The organism is Gluconacetobacter aggeris, assembly GCF_014174395.1.
Taxonomy (GTDB): domain Bacteria; phylum Pseudomonadota; class Alphaproteobacteria; order Acetobacterales; family Acetobacteraceae; genus Gluconacetobacter; species Gluconacetobacter aggeris.
The window spans coordinates 142663-158948 of sequence record NZ_JABEQD010000003.1; the positions used below are offsets into that span (position 1 = coordinate 142663).

Annotated in this window: 11 protein-coding genes; 2 read left to right on the forward strand and 9 right to left on the reverse strand. The window is 65.0% G+C overall.

The window, feature by feature from the left end; all coding sequences use genetic code 11:
• Window positions 1-77: 77 nt before the first annotated feature.
• The 5 genes from HLH36_RS05745 to uvrB all read right to left on the reverse strand — a co-directional run bounded on the left by HLH36_RS05745 (window position 78) and on the right by uvrB (window position 5734).
• Window positions 78-806 carry a class I SAM-dependent methyltransferase gene (locus HLH36_RS05745; protein ID WP_182985505.1) on the reverse strand — a complete coding sequence of 243 codons (729 nt, stop codon included), beginning with the start codon at window positions 804-806 and terminating at the stop codon, window positions 78-80.
• A 114-nt stretch (window positions 807-920) separates the two neighbouring features.
• Window positions 921-1916 carry a glutathione synthase gene (gshB, locus tag HLH36_RS05750; RefSeq protein ID WP_182985506.1) on the reverse strand — a complete coding sequence of 332 codons (996 nt, stop codon included), beginning with the start codon at window positions 1914-1916 and terminating at the stop codon, window positions 921-923.
• Between the two features lie 91 nt (window positions 1917-2007).
• Entirely contained in the window at window positions 2008-2556 is a 549-nt protein-coding gene (gene greB / locus HLH36_RS05755; protein WP_182985507.1) for a transcription elongation factor GreB, read from the reverse strand.
• Between the two features lie 15 nt (window positions 2557-2571).
• Complete coding sequence (locus HLH36_RS05760) at window positions 2572-3459, reverse strand: aldose 1-epimerase (RefSeq protein ID WP_182985508.1); 888 nt, start codon at window positions 3457-3459, stop codon at window positions 2572-2574.
• 34 nt (window positions 3460-3493) lie between these two features.
• The gene (gene uvrB / locus HLH36_RS05765) at window positions 3494-5734 is read right to left on the reverse strand and encodes an excinuclease ABC subunit UvrB (RefSeq protein ID WP_182985509.1); all 2241 of its coding nucleotides are present in this window, start codon (window positions 5732-5734) and stop codon (window positions 3494-3496) included.
• Window positions 5735-5854: 120 nt separating this feature from the next.
• Here uvrB and HLH36_RS05770 point away from each other — a divergent pair, with 120 nt between their 5' ends.
• Both HLH36_RS05770 and HLH36_RS05775 read left to right on the forward strand, forming a co-directional pair.
• Entirely contained in the window at window positions 5855-6658 is an 804-nt protein-coding gene (locus tag HLH36_RS05770) for a DNA polymerase III subunit epsilon (protein WP_182985510.1), read from the forward strand.
• 245 nt (window positions 6659-6903) lie between these two features.
• Window positions 6904-7878 (forward strand): crotonase/enoyl-CoA hydratase family protein, encoded by a 975-nt coding sequence (locus tag HLH36_RS05775; protein WP_182985511.1) that lies wholly within the window; start codon window positions 6904-6906, stop codon window positions 7876-7878.
• 63 nt (window positions 7879-7941) lie between these two features.
• Here the strand turns inward: HLH36_RS05775 and HLH36_RS05780 are convergent, their stop codons facing one another.
• From HLH36_RS05780 to HLH36_RS05795, 4 genes are all read right to left on the reverse strand, one after another.
• Window positions 7942-10440, reverse strand: a complete 2499-nt coding sequence (locus HLH36_RS05780) for an ATP-binding protein (RefSeq protein WP_182985512.1) — start codon at window positions 10438-10440, stop codon at window positions 7942-7944.
• Between the two features lie 70 nt (window positions 10441-10510).
• Entirely contained in the window at window positions 10511-12643 is a 2133-nt protein-coding gene (locus tag HLH36_RS05785) for a putative bifunctional diguanylate cyclase/phosphodiesterase (RefSeq protein ID WP_182985513.1), read from the reverse strand.
• 329 nt (window positions 12644-12972) lie between these two features.
• Entirely contained in the window at window positions 12973-14298 is a 1326-nt protein-coding gene (locus HLH36_RS05790) for an ABC1 kinase family protein (RefSeq protein ID WP_182985745.1), read from the reverse strand.
• A 34-nt stretch (window positions 14299-14332) separates the two neighbouring features.
• Window positions 14333-16141 carry a M3 family oligoendopeptidase gene (locus HLH36_RS05795; RefSeq protein ID WP_246376549.1) on the reverse strand — a complete coding sequence of 603 codons (1809 nt, stop codon included), beginning with the start codon at window positions 16139-16141 and terminating at the stop codon, window positions 14333-14335.
• Window positions 16142-16286 lie beyond the last annotated feature (145 nt).

The following is a 16286-nucleotide window of genomic DNA, read 5'->3' on the forward strand; positions in this document are numbered from 1 at the left end:
GCCGCCAAGACGAGAGCCACCAGGCCCCGTCCCCGGCATGGCCGGCATTCCGGCCATGCCGACATGGCGGGGCGGCATCAGGCGGCTGGCTTCTCCACCCGGGCCGCCGTGGCCAGGCGCGGCAGCGTCACCAGCGTGAACAGCCCCGCCGGCGGCACCGGCTGAATGCTCGCGCGGGCCAGATCGTCGGGCGGAAGCAGTGCTTCCATCGCGAAATCCGGGTGCCAGCCCAGCGAATGCGACGCCCGTGCCATCCCGCGCTCGACCACCAGCCGCACGCCGCCGGTGGCCAGGAAATGATTGACGAACAGGATATGCCCGCCCGGCCGCACCACGCGCTTCAGCTCCGCCAGCAGCCGGCGGGGGTTGGGCACGACGGAGGCCACGAACATCGCCACCGCGATGTCGAACGACGCATCCGCGAACCGCGTATCCTCGGCATCCATTTCCAGCAGCGCGTCGATATTGCGCAGGTTCATCCGCGCCACCCGCTGACGCGCCCGGTCCAGCATGTCCCCCGACAGGTCGATGCCCGTAATGCGCTTGTCGGCCCGATAATGCGGCAGGGCCAGGCCGGTGCCCACGCCCACCTCCAGCACCGCCGTGCCCGGCAGGCTGTTCACGGCGGCGACCGCCCGCTTGCGCCCGAAGGCGGAAACCCCGCCGAACACCGTGTCATAGACACCGGCCCAGCGGCGATAGGCGGCCTTGACGGCCTCGGCATCGAGGGCCGAACGCGGCGCCGGGGCACAGGCCAGGCTGGCGGCATCCGCCTCGGCCGGCGCGTCTTGAAGAACGTTGCTCATCGGGAACCCTCTGTGCCCTGCCGGGCGATTGTCTTCAAGGGGATAGTGGACCAAAGCCCCGTGGCACAGCGCAAATTACCCACTCCTCTCTCTCGTCCGCTATCCCGGCGCCGGTTATACGCCACCGTCGAGTCTCCGCAGGATGCAGTCCCAGATCAGTCCGGCGGAATTGATGTCGTCAAAACGGTCGATTTCCTGCAGGCCCGTCGGCGAGGTGACGTTGATCTCCGTCAGCCAGTCGCCGATCACGTCAATGCCCACGAAGATCAGCCCTTTCTCGCGCAGCATCGGCCCGATCGCCTCGCAGATCTCGCGGTCCCGGGGGCTCAGTTCCACCTTCACGGCGCGGCCACCCACATGCATGTTCGACCGGGCCTCGCCCTGCGCCGGAACGCGGTTGATCGCGCCGATCGGCACCCCGTCGGCCAGGATGATGCGCTTGTCCCCCCGGCGCACCGCCGGCTCGTAGCGCTGGATCATCAGCGGCTCGCGCGAACGCGCGAAATGCATCTCCAGCAGCGAATTCAGGTTCTCGTCATCCTCGCGGATGCGGAACACGCCGGCCCCGCCATTGCCGAACAGCGGCTTGACGATGATATCGCGCCATTCGGCGCGGAATTCGCGGATCGCCAGCACGTCCCACGTCACCAGCGTCGGCGGCATCAGGTCCGGGAAATGGGTGACCAGCAGTTTCTCGGGCGCGTTGCGCACCGATTCCGGATCATTGACCACCAGCGCCTTGCCCGGCCCGATGCCATGCACATGCTCCAGCATGTGCGTGGCGCTGATATAGGCCATGTCGAAGGGCGGGTCCTGCCGCATCAGGATCACATCCATCGCGGACAGGTCGATCACCCGCTCCTCGCCCAGTTCGGCATGGTCGCCCGCGACCCGCCGGACCCGCACCGGCCGCGCACGCGCCGTCAGCCGCTCGGCCCGCGCCCCACCGGCCACGCGTCCCTCGCGCAGGCTCAACCCCTGCACCTGGTAGACGAACAGATCGTACCCCCGCGCCTGTGCCTCCAGCATCAGGGCAAAAGTCGAATCGCCATTGATGTCGATCCCCGACAGAGGATCCATCTGCACGGCAATTTTCAGCGAGCGGGACATCAACGCGACCTCCGGGTACAATCCGATACCGGGGTGACACGATCTGCCACCGGCCCTTGCTTCTTAGTCGAGTTCTCGACCGCGAAAAACCTCATAGCGCATCCACCCCGACAGGTTCGGGATAGGAAATCGCCAGAATCTCTATCAATTCGGCCCCAGCCGGCGTCAGGACCCGCACTTCATCGCCCACATGGCCGCCCAGCAATGCCCGCGCAATGGGCGATGCCAGGCTGACCTGCCTCGCCGCCAGATCCGCCTCGTCCACACCCACGATCACGACCGTCCGCTCCAGATCCTCCTCCGTCACATAGGTCACGGTGGCCCCGAAGAAGACCCGATTCCGCTGCGTCTGTGCGGCCGGATCGACCACGATCGCCTTCTCGATACGGCGGGTCAGAAAACGGACCCGGCGGTCGATCTCGCGCAGCCGCCTCTTGCCATAGAGGTAATCGCCATTCTCCGAGCGGTCGCCGTTGCCGGCAGCCCACGACACGATCTCGACGATACGCGGCCTCTCTTCATACAGCAGGGCGCTCAGTTCCCGCCGCGTCGCATCCATGCCGGCGGGGGTAATGTAGCGCGACACCCCGTCAATGGCCCGGGGCCGTGCCTCGTCATCGTCGTCATCATCATGCGTCATGGGCCGCATTGTGCCTCAGCATGCGGTCAGCGCAAAATGGATGTGCCCTTCCAGCCGCTCGGCCGGCGCCAGGATGGTCATCCCCCGATCGGTCACGCCGGCATGGTTCAACGCGTCGTTCATGTTGCTCACCGGCTCGACCGCAATGAAATCCTTCTCCCGCGGCGTGAACAGCACAAGGTGGCGAAAGGCCGGGCTGGCCGAAACGGTCAGCGCCAGCCCGTCCTCGGGCCAGCGCAGAAAGGCCGCACCGTCCCAACCGGCATAGCAATTGTCGATCGCCTCGCCCTCAACGGCACGCATCCGCTCGAACGACCATTCCCCCGTGGCGGGCACGCGCAGCGCCGGCAGATGCCGCTCGTCATTCGTCCACACCGTATCGGCCGAAAATCCCAGCTTCACGCCGCTGCGCCGGGGGAAATAGGGATGAAACCCCAACCCGACCGGCTGGGGCCGCTGATCGATATTCTCGATCACCATCCCCACCGCCAAACTCTCCTCGCGCAGATCGAACCGAACCTGCGCTCGATAGGCAAACGGCCATTCATCCATGGGTCGGTCATAGGGCGGATGCCATTCCAGTTGCAGCGTGGCACTGTCGTCCGACAGCAATTCCAGTTCCCACGGATGTTCCCAGCCATTGCCATGGATCACATGGGGCTCGCCGCCAAAATTCGGCTTCATCCGGTATTCCGCGCCGTCAAAGCGAAATTGCCCGTCCGCGACGCGGTTGGAGAACGGCACCAGCGGATAGGCCGCAACCCTGTGCCCCTTCTGTGCCAGCAGGTTCGGATCGCTGACGGCGTCGAACACGCAGACCTTCCCGCTTTTCCAGAAGGCGACCGCGCCACCCAGTTCGGGAATCAGGCCCAGCCGGGCGGCCCCCGCCTTCAGTTCGATCATCCGTCTCTCTTCCCGTCCCTGTTAGCTCTGGCGTCTAGCTCTGGCGTCCCCGCCGGCGGCCACCGCGCCCCTTGGCGGGGTCGTAGCCACCCCCGCCCGGCCCCAGCGGCTCGGGTACCTGCCCCTTGCGCCGCGACGGCCGGCCGGTGCTGCCGGCAACACCCGCGGTCGAAACCGGTACCGGCACCGGGTCCAGCCCCAGATCCAGCGCCTCCAGCCGCTTGATCTCGTCGCGCAGCCGCGCGGCGGTTTCGAATTCCAGGTCCGCCGCCGCCGCACGCATCCGCTTTTCCAGCTCCGCGATGGTGCTGCCCAGATCCTTGCCGACGAATTCCGCCACCTCCCCCGCCTTCGTCGGCGTCACGGTGACGTAATCCTGCTCGAAGACCGAGGACAGCGCCTCGCCGATATGCTTGCGGACCGATTGCGGGGTAATACCGTGCTCGGCATTCCATTCGGACTGCTTCGCCCGCCGCCGCGCGGTCTCCTCGATCGCATAACGCAGACTGTCGGTCATGGTGTCGGCGTACAGCAACACCCGCCCGTCGATATTGCGCGCCGCCCGCCCGATGGTCTGGATCAGCGAGGTGCGCGAGCGCAGGAAACCCTCCTTGTCCGCATCCAGGATCGCGACCAGCGAGCATTCGGGAATATCCAGCCCCTCGCGCAGCAGGTTGATCCCGATCAGCACGTCGAACGCCCCCAGGCGCAGGTCGCGGATAATCTCGATCCGCTCCAGCGTATCGACATCGGAATGCAGGTAACGGACGCGAATGCCCGCCTCGTTCATGTAATCGGTCAGATCCTCGGCCATGCGCTTGGTCAGGGTCGTGACCAGCACCCTGCCCCCGGCCGCAATCGTGGTGCGGCACTCCGCGAGCAGATCGTCCACCTGCCGCTCGACGGGGCGGATCTCGGTCACCGGGTCGATCAGCCCGGTAGGGCGGATCACCTGTTCGGCAAACACGCCCCCCACGCGCCCCATCTCCCACGGCCCCGGCGTGGCGCTGACGAAGACCGTCATCGGCCGGAATGTGTCCCATTCCGCGAATTTCAACGGCCGGTTATCCAGGCACGACGGCAGGCGGAAGCCGAATTCCGACAGGATCGACTTGCGCGCGAAATCCCCCCGCTCCATCCCGCCGATCTGCGGCACGGTCACGTGGCTTTCATCCACGATCAGCAGCGCATCCTCAGGCAGATATTCGAACAGCGTCGGCGGCGGATCGCCCGCCTTGCGGCCGGACAGATAGCGGGAATAGTTCTCGATTCCCTTGCACACGCCCGTGGTCTCGATCATCTCCAGGTCGAACGTGGTGCGCTGCTGCAACCGCTCGGCCTCCAGCAGCTTGCCCTCCGCCGTAAACTCCGCCAGCCGCTGGCGCAGCTCGTGCTTGATGCTGCTCACCGCCTGGGTCAGCGTCGGGCGCGGCGTCACGTAATGGCTGTTGGCGTAGACGCTGACCTCCTGCAGGTCGCCGGTCTTGTCGCCCGTCAGCGGATCGAACTCGGTAATCGCATCGATCTCGTCGCCGAACAGCGAAATCCGCCAGGCCCGGTCCTCGTTCTGCACCGGAAAGATATCGACCGTTTCGCCCCGCACGCGAAAGGTTCCGCGCTGAAAGGCCGCGTCATTGCGCCGATATTGCAGTTCGACCAGCGCCTTGACCAGCTTGTCGCGATCGATCTCGCCCCCGGCCTCCAGCCGCACCACCATGCGCGAATAGGTCTCGACCGACCCGATACCATAGATGCACGACACCGAGGCCACGATGATGACATCGTTGCGTTCCAGCAGCGCCTGGGTGGCGGCATGGCGCATCCGGTCGATCTGCTCGTTGATCTGGCTGTCTTTCTCGATATACGTATCCGAGCGCGGCACATAGGCTTCCGGCTGGTAGTAATCATAGTAGCTGACGAAATATTCCACCGCATTGTCGGGGAAGAACTGCTTCATCTCGCCATAGAGCTGGGCCGCCAGCGTCTTGTTCGGTGCCAGGATCAGGGTCGGCCGCTGGGTAGCCTCGATGATCTTGGCCATCGTGAAGGTCTTGCCCGACCCGGTAACGCCCAGCAGCACCTGGTCGCGCTCGCCCTCCCCCACCCCGGCCACCAGTTCGGCAATGGCACGCGGCTGGTCGCCCGCCGGCTCATAGGGCGACTGGATGACCAGCCGCCGCGTCTTCTCCTTTGCCGGCTGGCGTTCGGGCTGAAAGGTCACGATCTCTTCCGAGGGATCGGGACGACGGGTCTTCTTGCGGGCGGGCACGGACATGGTTCTGGACTGTGGGGATCGCGCGGCGCCAGCGCAAGAGCCGTCATACGCTCACCGGCCCGCACGCCGGGCGTGCCGAATCGGTTTGGGATTCGCACGGCCTGTCCCTAGACTGGCTGGATGGACGGCATCCTGTCCCCCCAATCCATGCCTTATGTCCGCGTCATCGACCTGGAAACGAGCGACCGCGACGCCACACGTGGCGGAATCGTCGAAATCGGCTGGCAGGACGTGGCCCGCGCCCCGGACGGCTGGCACCTGGCGGACAGCCCCCACGCGCGGCTGACCCACCCCGGCGGCCCGATCGCGCCCTGGACCACGTCCATCCACCACATTACCGACCAGGACGTGCGCGATGCGCCGCCCATCGCCACCATCGCACCCGGCATCCTGCGCCCGCCGGCCCGCCCACTCGCCTTCGCCGCCCATCGCGCCAGCTTCGAGCAGGGCTGGCTGCGCGCCCACCTGCCGCCCGCGCTGATGGCCGGCACCGGATGGATCTGCACCTATAAATGCGCGCTGCGCCTGTGGCCGGACGAGCCCGGCCACTCCAACCAGGGGTTGCGCTATTCCCGCCGTCCGGCCGGGCTGGAGAAGCATCTGGGCAACCCCGCCCATCGCGCCGGCCCCGACGCCTATGTGACGGCCCACCATCTGCGCGACATGCTGGCGCTGGCCTCGGTCGAAGACCTGCTGCAATGGTCGCGCCAGCCGGCACTGCTGGTGAAGGTGCCCCACGGCCCCCTGCGCGGGCGGCGCATCCGGGGCCTGGCCACAGAGGATCTGGACCGGTTGCTGGCAGCCCCCCACCGGCCCGGTCCCGACCTGGCCTTTACCCTGCGCTTCGAACGCGCCCGACGCGCCATGCCGGACGGTATCCCTGCCCTCACGCGGCAACTGTCCCTGCCTTTTCCCCCAGGCTGAAGACGATCAAAATCCCACGGGTCATCCAGGCCCGAACAGCCGACAAACGACACCAGGACAGAATAATCCATCGGCAATATTCATTATGCCTGAACCGGCCCCCTTCCTGCTTCTGCAAGAAACGGAGGGCCTGGAATTGATGATCGCCATGACACGCGACCGGCAGCTACGCTCCAGCGCGAACCGAAACGCCCGCATCCGACAGGCATGAAGGCGTCTGCCCGGTTCAGAAAAAGGAGAGTGTCATGTCACTGAAATCCAGCCTTCGAGCCGTCGCGCCCGCCTCGCCCTTCAACCCGGCCCATCTGGCGCCGGACAACGCGCGCGACCCGCACCACGCGGTCTTCGGCCAGACATCATCGCCCACGCTGGACAGCCTGCCCACCGTGGACATCCGGCTCGATCAGGCCGCGCAGACATTATGGACCTTCATGCGGCCCGGCGGGCGCCCCAGCTTCTCTCCCCCCCTGCTGCGCGATCTGCACACCGTGCAGCAGAACATCCACCACCTGGCCCAGCAAACGGATGGCGTCCTGCCGTTCCGGCATATCGTCGTGGGGTCACGGGTTCCGGGCATCTTCAATCTCGGCGGCGACCTCTCCCTGTTCGCCGAGAAAATCATGCAGGGCGACCGAGACGGCCTGCGCCGCTATGCCTATCATTGCGTCGACGTGGTCTTCGCCAACGCCGACGGCTACGGCCATTGCCTGACCACCGTCGCGCTGGTGCAAGGCGACGCACTCGGCGGCGGGTTCGAAGCCGCCTTGTCGTGCGACGTCATCATCGCCGAAAAACACGCCAAGTTCGGCCTGCCGGAAATCCTGTTCAACCTGTTCCCCGGCATGGGCGCATACACGCTCCTGTCGCGGCGCCTCAATCCCCGCATGGCCGAAAAGATCATCCTCAGCGGCCAGACCTACACGGCGACGGAATTGCACGAGATGGGGATCGTCGATGCCGTCGCCGAAACGGGTGAAGGCGAATCCGCCGTCTGCGAACATCTGGCCCGGATCGACAGGCGTTACAACGCGCATGACGCGATCCAACGCATCAAGCGCCTGGTCAATCCGATCAGCCATCAGGAACTGCGCGACATTACCGATATCTGGGTGGAGGCCGCGCTGAAACTCACCGAAGCCGACCTGCGCAAGATGATGCGGCTGGTCAACGCCCAGAACCGGCGCATAGGCGCACCGCGACCGGAAAGCGTCGCCAGCTGACAGAACAGGATACCGGAGCGTTCTCATCAGGCACCCGCCTTTTGAAAACGCTCCGGGCAGCCTCTAGGATGAACGGTCCGCAAACGGCACGACCGTATAAGGCCGCAATGCGACCTCCACCGCGTTCATCTCCAGCCAGATCGCCTCCTGGTGGGCCCGCGCCCTTTCCTGCCCGTTCATATGGGGGATGCCCCGCCATTCATGACATAAGGCCGCCAGGCGCTCCGCTCCGACATTGGCGGCGGCGCTGCGCAACGCATGCGCCTCGTCCAGCAGGCGTGACCGATCCCCATTTTTCACCGCGTGATCCATCCGCGTGACGATCTCCACGGCGTCCAGCAGAAAATCGCCAATGACTTCGGCGCGGAAACGCTCTCCGCCCAGGTCGAGCAGATCCTGCACCAGCCTGCGATTGATGGTGGGGACAGGAAAGGGCACCACCACGGTCGCTTCCCCGCGCCCAGGGCGGTCATCGCCGCCGGACGGACGATCGCACGCATGTCGGATACCGGCCTCAGCAGGCACCAGCGCCTCGATCGCCTGCACCAGGGCCTCCAGCGCCACCGGCTTGAGCAGGAAAGCATCCATCCCCGCCTCCCGACACCGCTTCTGGGTCTCGGGCGTCCCGTCAGCCGTCAACGCGACGATCGGAATCCCCCTCCCGCCCCCGACTTCGGAAAACCGATGAAGTTTCGTCGCCTCGATCCCGTTCATGACCGGCATGTTCAGGTCCATCAGGACCAGATCGAACGGCATCTCCTGCAGGATATCCAGGGCTTCCTCGCCGTTCGCCACCGCCTGCCAGCGATGCCCGATCCGGGAAAGCAGCCTGCACAGGATCTTCCGGTTCACGATATTATCCTCGACCACCAGGATCGAGAGCGAACGGCCGGCAGACATGTCGGGCCCGCCCGCATCCGAATCGGACGGATCGCCCTGGGGAACGGGCAGAAAGGCCGCGGCGACGGCCAGCGCCGTCCCGATCCATCCATCGTCCGCATCGGCGGGAAGCATCGATACACTATCGCGCCGCACCATTTCGGCCAGCGATCCCTCCACGCCTGACGGCTGTAGAAGTACCACCGGCTGGTCGGCTGGCAAAGGCAGCATCTCGTCCGGCATGTCGGTCAACACAATGTGCGGATGCTCCAGCCGCTCCAGAACATCCGACACGCCCTCATCGGGTGAAACAGTGGCGAGCCGCGCCCCCAAGGCCGTCAAACGGGCCGCCAGCGCCTGATAACGATCAGGCTGGCGCACCCACAGCAGCACGGGTGGCAGCCCCGTCCCGGTTTCGCCGCCCGGTGCCGTCCCAATCCTCAGCGGCAAGGTCACACGGAACGTACTGCCATGCCCCTCCCGGCTGCGGACTCCGATCTCACCCCCCATCAGCATGACCATCTGGCGGCAGATTGCCAGTCCCAGCCCAGACCCGCCGAACCGGTCGATCACGGTTGCATCCGCCTGGGTGAACGGGTCGAAAATCCGTTCCAACGCAGCCTGCGCGATACCGATACCGGTATCCACAACCTCAATTGCCAGACGGGCCGGCCCACCGCTGCCGGCGGGCAGGGCATCGACCCGGATGGACACATGCCCCTGCGCGGTGAACTTGACCGCATTGCCGACCAGGTTCAGCAAGACATCCCGCAGGTGCTTTTCATCCCCGATCAGCCATAGCGGCGTACGGGCGGTGACATGACAGGCCAGAATCAGGCCCTTTTCCCCCGCCGACACCCCCGCAATGCGCCGGACCGCGTTCAGCAGGGCCATCAGGTCGACCGGCTGTGCCTGCACGGGCATGCGCCCGTTCTCGATCCGCGCGAAATCCAGCAGCCCCTCGACCATCCCCAGAAGCGAGGTCCCCGCGACGCGCACCGTCTGCAGCATCTCGCGCTGTTCGGCATCCAGCGCCGTGTCGTTCAGCAGGCGCGTCATGCCGATCACGGCATTCAGCGGTGTGCGCAGCTCGTGACTGACGCTGGCCAGAAACATCGTCTTCGCCCGATTGGCTTCTTCCGCGCGCCGCCTGAGATTGGACAGGAAGCGGATCAGTGACGCCGAATAAAGCGGGACAACCAGCAGGCCAAGCGTCAGACCGGCCAGCAGGTGACCGGCATCCCGCCATACGGGCAGCGCATGCACCGCCAGCATGAACCCCCCGGCGGCCAGAAAGGCGGCAGCCGTAATATAAGGCAGGCCAAAACGAAACCCGTATCCGAGGATGGCCCACAGATAGAGCGGATAGAACGGAATGACCGCGACCCCGTCGAGATACATGCCAAACGACAGAAAACCGATGTCCCATATCATCTGGACGATCCGCCGTGCCGGAGAGGGGCGGGGCCGCGCAACCAGGGCGGCGGCAATAGCCACGCCGCCCGCCAGGTAAAGGACGGCACATACAACCGACCAGACGAACTGATCCCTGTCCTCGAAACCGCCGCACAGAAAGAGTCCGACGACATAGACCAGAATGATGACGGCGATCGCCAGCCGGTTCAGGACAATCTGGTGCTCGCCGTCGCCACCCCGCCGCATGCGCGCCAGCAGGTTACGCACGTCGACCTACCCTGCCTTCAGCGTCCGGAATCCGGACGGCCACGGAAATGAACATATGATTCATCATATCTCACCTCCCGGAAGGCCGTTCGGCCGATGGGGTCGGACCATTCGGCACGCTCAAGGCGCCACTTCGCACCAGGTGACGGAACTGGTCAGGCGGGACAGGACGGCTGAACAGGAAACCCTGGGCCTGGTGACATCCCTGCGCCTTCAACCAGTACAACTGGTCTTCCCGTTCGATACCTTCCGCAATCACCGGGATATTCAAATTGTTGCCCAGGGCGATGATCGCCTTGATGATCGCCTGGCTGCTGGACGAGGAATCGATTTCCCGGACGAAAACCGCGTCGATCTTCAGCCTGTGGATCGGCAATGTGGTCAGATAGACGAGAGAGGCATAGCCGGTCCCGAAATCGTCGATCGCGACAGACACGCCCATCTGCTGCAACGCCACCAGTTGCCGTCCCGCCTTTTCCGGATTTTCGATCAATGCCGTCTCGGTCAGTTCCAGTTCCAGGAAAGCCGGGTCCAGGCCGCTTTCGGTGATGGCATCCAGCACCATCTGCTGAACGTCATGATAACGGAACAACATGCCGGACAGGTTGACCGCCATCCGGATAGGGATGCCCTCCCGCACCCATGCCGCTCCCTGACGACAGGCCTCGCGCAACGACCAGACCGTCATCGGCACGATCAGGCCGGTTTCCTCTGCCAGCGGCAGGAAATGGCCGGGATAGACAAGCTCACCCTGCGGCCGCACCCACCGGATCAACGCTTCGACCCCTGTCACCAGGCCTGATGCCAGGTCGATCTCGGGCTGATAGTGCAGCGTGAACGCATCACTCTCGATCGCCTGGCGCAGCGCCTGCTCCAGATCGGCCGCGACGGAGACGGCCTGCTCCATCGCCGTTTCGAAGAAGGCATATCGATGCCGTCCCTCGTTCTTCGCACGGTACATCGCAAGATCGGCGCGTTTCAGCATCGTCTCGAACGTGAGGACCGGGTCGGAATTCAATGCGATCCCGACACTGACGCCGACATTCACCGCCAGGTTCCCCAGCATGAACGGGCGCGCAAAGATCGCAATGATCCGCTCGGCCAATTCGCCGGCATCGCCCATGCTTCCGATATCGTGGACAATCGCGAACTCGTCACCCCCCAGGCGGGCGATAAAGCCGGCACCGGCCAGAATCGATGTCAGCCGCACCGCAACCTGGCGCAGCAACTGGTCCCCGACCGTATGGCCCTGCGTATCGTTGACACTTTTAAAACGATCGAGATCCAGAAGAAAAAAAGCAAATGGCCGATCATCCCCCCGCAGCAAAAGCGCCTGCGTATGTCTTTCAAGATTGGATCGATTGGGAAGGCCCGTCAGCTGATCGTAATATGCAAGACTGTGCAGCTCCTTTTCGGATTTCTTACGGTCCGTTATGTCAAGAGACGTGGTCAGTACATAATGTTTGCCGTTGGCATCGTCATAAAACGGAATCTTCGATGTCAGGAGACTCCATGTCACGCCATGCCGATCGACAATGGTTTCCTCGTAACGGGCCGTGGGCACCCCGCCCTCCAGGACCTGCCGGTCCAGCGTCAATGACGCCGCATCGACCGTGCGCGACTGCCCCCCGAGGACGCTCTCATGAAACTTGTTAACGAAGATATAGTTTCCGTCGATATCCGTCGCGCTGATCATGGCGGGAACGGTATCGATCACCTGCAGCAGCCGGTCGCGGCTGCCGCGCAGCAGATCGTCATGCGCCTGGCGACTGCTGATCAGCTCTTCTTCCAGTCGCACGGCGCGCGAACGCACCTGCTTCTGGTACCAGCTCAACTGCAACAGGTTACGGGCACGCGTCAGGAATTCGGTATGATCGACCGGACTGAGCAGAAAATCGGTCGCGCCGGCGTCGAGGGCACTGATCCGGTAATTGCGGTCCTCATAGGCCGTGACGACCACGATCGGCACGTCATATCCCCAGTCGAGCGCGCGGATGCGGGCGGTAAAGGCCGCGCCGTCCATCCTGGGCATCTTGTAGTCGGTAATGATCAGATCGGGCACCGGCGATGTCCCGAACCAGTCCAGCGCCTCCTGCGGCGTCGCAAAGCTTTCAACCCGAATGTCGGTCCCGAGGGTCATCGCCAGCCGGGCGAAGATGGTCCGATTGGTCGAACGGTCGTCGACAATGACTACGAGTCGCATTCAAACCTCGAACAGAAGGATCAAGAGGACCGATTGCACCCGGCCAGACACGCTTCGCTGCCACGACCATCGGAACGAGGCAGGCGGACATGGCATCTTCCCGATCGGTTCGCCCCTATCCCGCTTTCCCCTCCTCTTTCGGGACCGTCGAGGCGCTCACGATAGCACGATATCGCATGGTTTTGAGAAACAAACCGCTTCTGGGAAACAGTCTCTGCTCGATTGTCCGCCATCGCGCATGACGCGGACCGCGGCACAGCCGCCCCGCCTTCCGTCGGAAGGCCTGGCCATGTTTGATCGAGCAGGGTTAAGATATGTTGAAAAGCGTCTCACGCCGTGGGAGGCACCCGCGCCTGCCGCAGGAGTTCTTCCTGCCGCGCCGCCAGTTTCGCCGCATCGAAATCGGCAATCAGCTCCTGGAACAGCCGATACCAGTTCAGCTTCGCCCCCAGCCGCAGGAACACGCTGCCCAGACCGATCGCGGAGCGATCCACCAGCACGAACTCACGCGGCGGCCGCACGCCCCCGGTCTGTTTCAGGCCGGCATACACCCGCTCGGCCACCGCCCGGCCATATTGCGGGTCGTCATTCTCCTGGATCGCGCGCACGCGGTCCTGCATCAGCGGTTCGTAGACAAAGCGCGCCCACTCGTTCAGCACGCGCATGGTCTCGCGCGACATGTTGACAAAGCCCCAGGCCTGATAGGCGTGATAGGCCAGATCCTCGTCATTGGTCTCCAGCGCGCGATACAGGTCGATGATCCCCTGCACGAAACGGGCCGGGAAGATGCGGATCGCGCCCAGATCCAGCAGGTTCAGCCCATAATCCGGCCGTACCGTGAAGTTGCCCATATGCGGGTCGCCATGGATCACGCCGTTGCGATAGAGCGGCACGTACCAGGCATGGAACAGCGCGCGCGCCATGGAATCGCGCTGCTCCTGCGCGGGGTCGGTATCCAGCACCGACTGCACGCCCCTGCCGTCCAGCCAGTCCATCACCAGCAGCCGCCGCGTCGTCAGGTCCTCGACCGGCATCGGCACGCTGACATCCGGACACTCGGCCAGCATCAGATTGTACAGGCGCAGGTTCGCCGCCTCGCGCAGATAGTCCAGCTCCTCCTGCAGGCGGGCCGTCAGTTCCACCAGCACATCATCCTGCTTGATCGTGCTGTCGATACGGTAATAGAGCCCCACCGCCATGCGGAATTGCCGCAGGTCGGAATCCACCGTCGCCTGCATGTCCGGATATTGCAGCTTGCACGCTACCCGGCGCCCGTCCGGCAGCACGGCCCGATGAACCTGTCCCAGGCTGGCGGCGGCGGCCGCCTCATGCTCGAACGAGCGGAAACGCCGCTCCCAGTCTCGCCCCAGCTCGGCTGCCATGCGCCGGCGCACGAAGCTCCACCCCATCGGCGGCGCGTTGGCCTGAAGCTGCGCCAGTTCCGCCGCATATTCCTCCGGCAGCGCGCCGGGAATGGTGGAGAGAAGCTGCGCGCCCTTCATCAGCGGCCCCTTCAGGCCGCCCAGCACCGATTTCAGGTCGCCGGCATGGGTGGCGCGATCGCTGCGCAACCCCATCTTGTGGCCGGCAATGCGCGCGGCGATGCCGCCGACCGCGCCCGACGTCCGCACCATCCGGCGCAGTTCGCCGAACATGCCGGTATTGTCGAGATCCCGTTCGTCCGCCACGTCAGGCACGCTCCAGTTCGTCAATAAATCCGGCGATCACGTCCAGCCCCTTGCGCCAGAAACCGGGATCGGCCGCGTCCAGCCCAAACGGCGCCAGCAATTCGCGGTGCCGCATCGTGCCGCCCGCCCGCAGCATGTCCAGATATTTGTCCTGGAACCCCGCATGGCCGGAGGTGAACACGCCATACAGCGCATTCACCAGGCAATCCCCGAATGCATACGCATAGACATAGAACGGAGAATGGATGAAATGCGGGACATAGGTCCAGTAGACGTCATAATCCGGCGTAAAGTTGAAGGCCGGCCCCAGGCTCTCCGTCTGCACCTGCCGCCAGATGGCGCCGATCCGCTCGGGCAGCAATTCGCCCGATTTCCGCTCGTCATGCACCAGCGTCTCGAAGCGGTAGAACGCGATCTGGCGTACGACCGTGTTCAGCATGTCCTCGACCTTGGCCGCCAGCATCAGCCGCCGCCGCACCGGATCGGTCTCGGCATCCAGCAGCGCGCGGAAAGTCAGCATCTCGCCGAACACGCTGGCCGTCTCGGCCAGGGTCAGCGGCGTGCCCGACATCAGATAGCCCTGCGGTGCCGCCAGTACCTGATGCACCCCGTGGCCCAGCTCATGCGCCAGCGTCATCACGTCGCGCGTGCGGCCATGATAATTCAGCAGCAGATACGGGTGGACCGACGGCACGGTGGGGTGCGCGAAAGCGCCTGACGCCTTGCCCGGCACCGGGGGCGCATCGATCCACGGATTGTCGAAGAACCGCCGCGCCACCGCGCCCATGCGCGGGTCGAACCCTTCATAGGCCGCCAGCACCTGTCGCGTCGCCTCGTCCCATGGAATGATCCGCTCGTCCGCCGCCGGCAGCGGGGCATTGCGGTCCCAATGTTCCAGCGTCTCCAGCCCCAGCCAGCGCGCCTTCATCGCGTAATAGCGATGCGACAGGCGCGGATAATCCTCCGTCACCGCCTGCACCAGCGCGTCGACGACCGCGTCCTCCACCATGTTGCTGCGATTGCGGTAGGACCCCGGGCGCGGATAATGCCGCAGCCCATCGGTAATCGCCTTGTCCTTGGCCAGCGTGTTGGTGATCAGCGAGAACAGCTTGATATTGCCGCCGAACACGCCACCGATGGCCTTCGCCGCCCGCTCGCGCACCGCGCGGTCCTGGTCCGACAGGCGGTTCAGCGCCTCTCCCACCGTCAGGTCCCGCCCATCCAGCGGAACGCGCAGCCCCGCCATGGTCTCGTCGAACAGCCGGCTCCACGCCGCCGCCCCCGTCACCGATTTCTCGTGCAGGACCTGCTCGATCTCATCACTCAGCTGATGAGGCCGGAAAACCCGCAGGTCGCGCAGGAACGGCATCCACATCGCCAATGCCGGATCGGCCAGACGGGCGGACAGGTCCTCATCCCCGATCCGGTTCAGCTCCAGGGTAAAGAACAGCAGATGGCTGGAAATATCCGTCAGCCGCTCGTTGATCGACTGCGAGAACCGCCCGATCCCGGCATCGGACGAATCGCCGGCAAACAGCAATTGCGCGTAGGACGCCGCCCGCCCCAGCACCTCGTCGATCCGCTGATATTCCCCGATCGCCCCGGCCAGCTCGCCGGGCGTGGCCCCGGCCAGCCGCCCCTTCCAGGCGGTGGCGAAGGCCGCGGCATCGGATTCGGCCTGCTCCAGATCGGTGCGCAGCGCATCCGATTCGGGGCTTTCATACAGGTCCCGCAGGTCCCAGCGCGGCAGGTCGCCGACCGCGCCCGCCGGCGCGCCCCCATCGGCGGCCCGCAAGGGGTTGTGATCCATCGGGCCAGAGGCAAGATTCAGCTTCGGCATCGGCGCGCCACTCCTTCAACGCCCCCGGCACAATCGTACGGAGGGCCGATCCTGCCCTGATATCTAATGCGGAACGTGCCGCCGCGCGACCCCACAGGGCCATCGCGGCGGCGCA

Excerpts from the sequence above, each read along its gene's own strand:
- HLH36_RS05745 (WP_182985505.1), bottom strand. The coding sequence starts at position 806 with ATGAGCAACGTTCTTCAAGACGCGCCGGCCGAGGCGGATGCCGCCAGC.
- gshB (WP_182985506.1), bottom strand. The coding sequence starts at position 1,916 with ATGTCCCGCTCGCTGAAAATTGCCGTGCAGATGGATCCTCTGTCGGGG.
- greB (WP_182985507.1), bottom strand. The coding sequence starts at position 2,556 with ATGACGCATGATGATGACGACGATGACGAGGCACGGCCCCGGGCCATT.
- HLH36_RS05760 (WP_182985508.1), bottom strand. The coding sequence starts at position 3,459 with ATGATCGAACTGAAGGCGGGGGCCGCCCGGCTGGGCCTGATTCCCGAA.
- uvrB (WP_182985509.1), bottom strand. The coding sequence starts at position 5,734 with ATGTCCGTGCCCGCCCGCAAGAAGACCCGTCGTCCCGATCCCTCGGAA.
- HLH36_RS05770 (WP_182985510.1), top strand. The coding sequence starts at position 5,855 with ATGGACGGCATCCTGTCCCCCCAATCCATGCCTTATGTCCGCGTCATC.
- HLH36_RS05775 (WP_182985511.1), top strand. The coding sequence starts at position 6,904 with ATGTCACTGAAATCCAGCCTTCGAGCCGTCGCGCCCGCCTCGCCCTTC.
- HLH36_RS05785 (WP_182985513.1), bottom strand. The coding sequence starts at position 12,643 with ATGCGACTCGTAGTCATTGTCGACGACCGTTCGACCAATCGGACCATC.
- HLH36_RS05790 (WP_182985745.1), bottom strand. The coding sequence starts at position 14,298 with ATGTTCGGCGAACTGCGCCGGATGGTGCGGACGTCGGGCGCGGTCGGC.
- HLH36_RS05795 (WP_246376549.1), bottom strand. The coding sequence starts at position 16,141 with ATGGATCACAACCCCTTGCGGGCCGCCGATGGGGGCGCGCCGGCGGGC.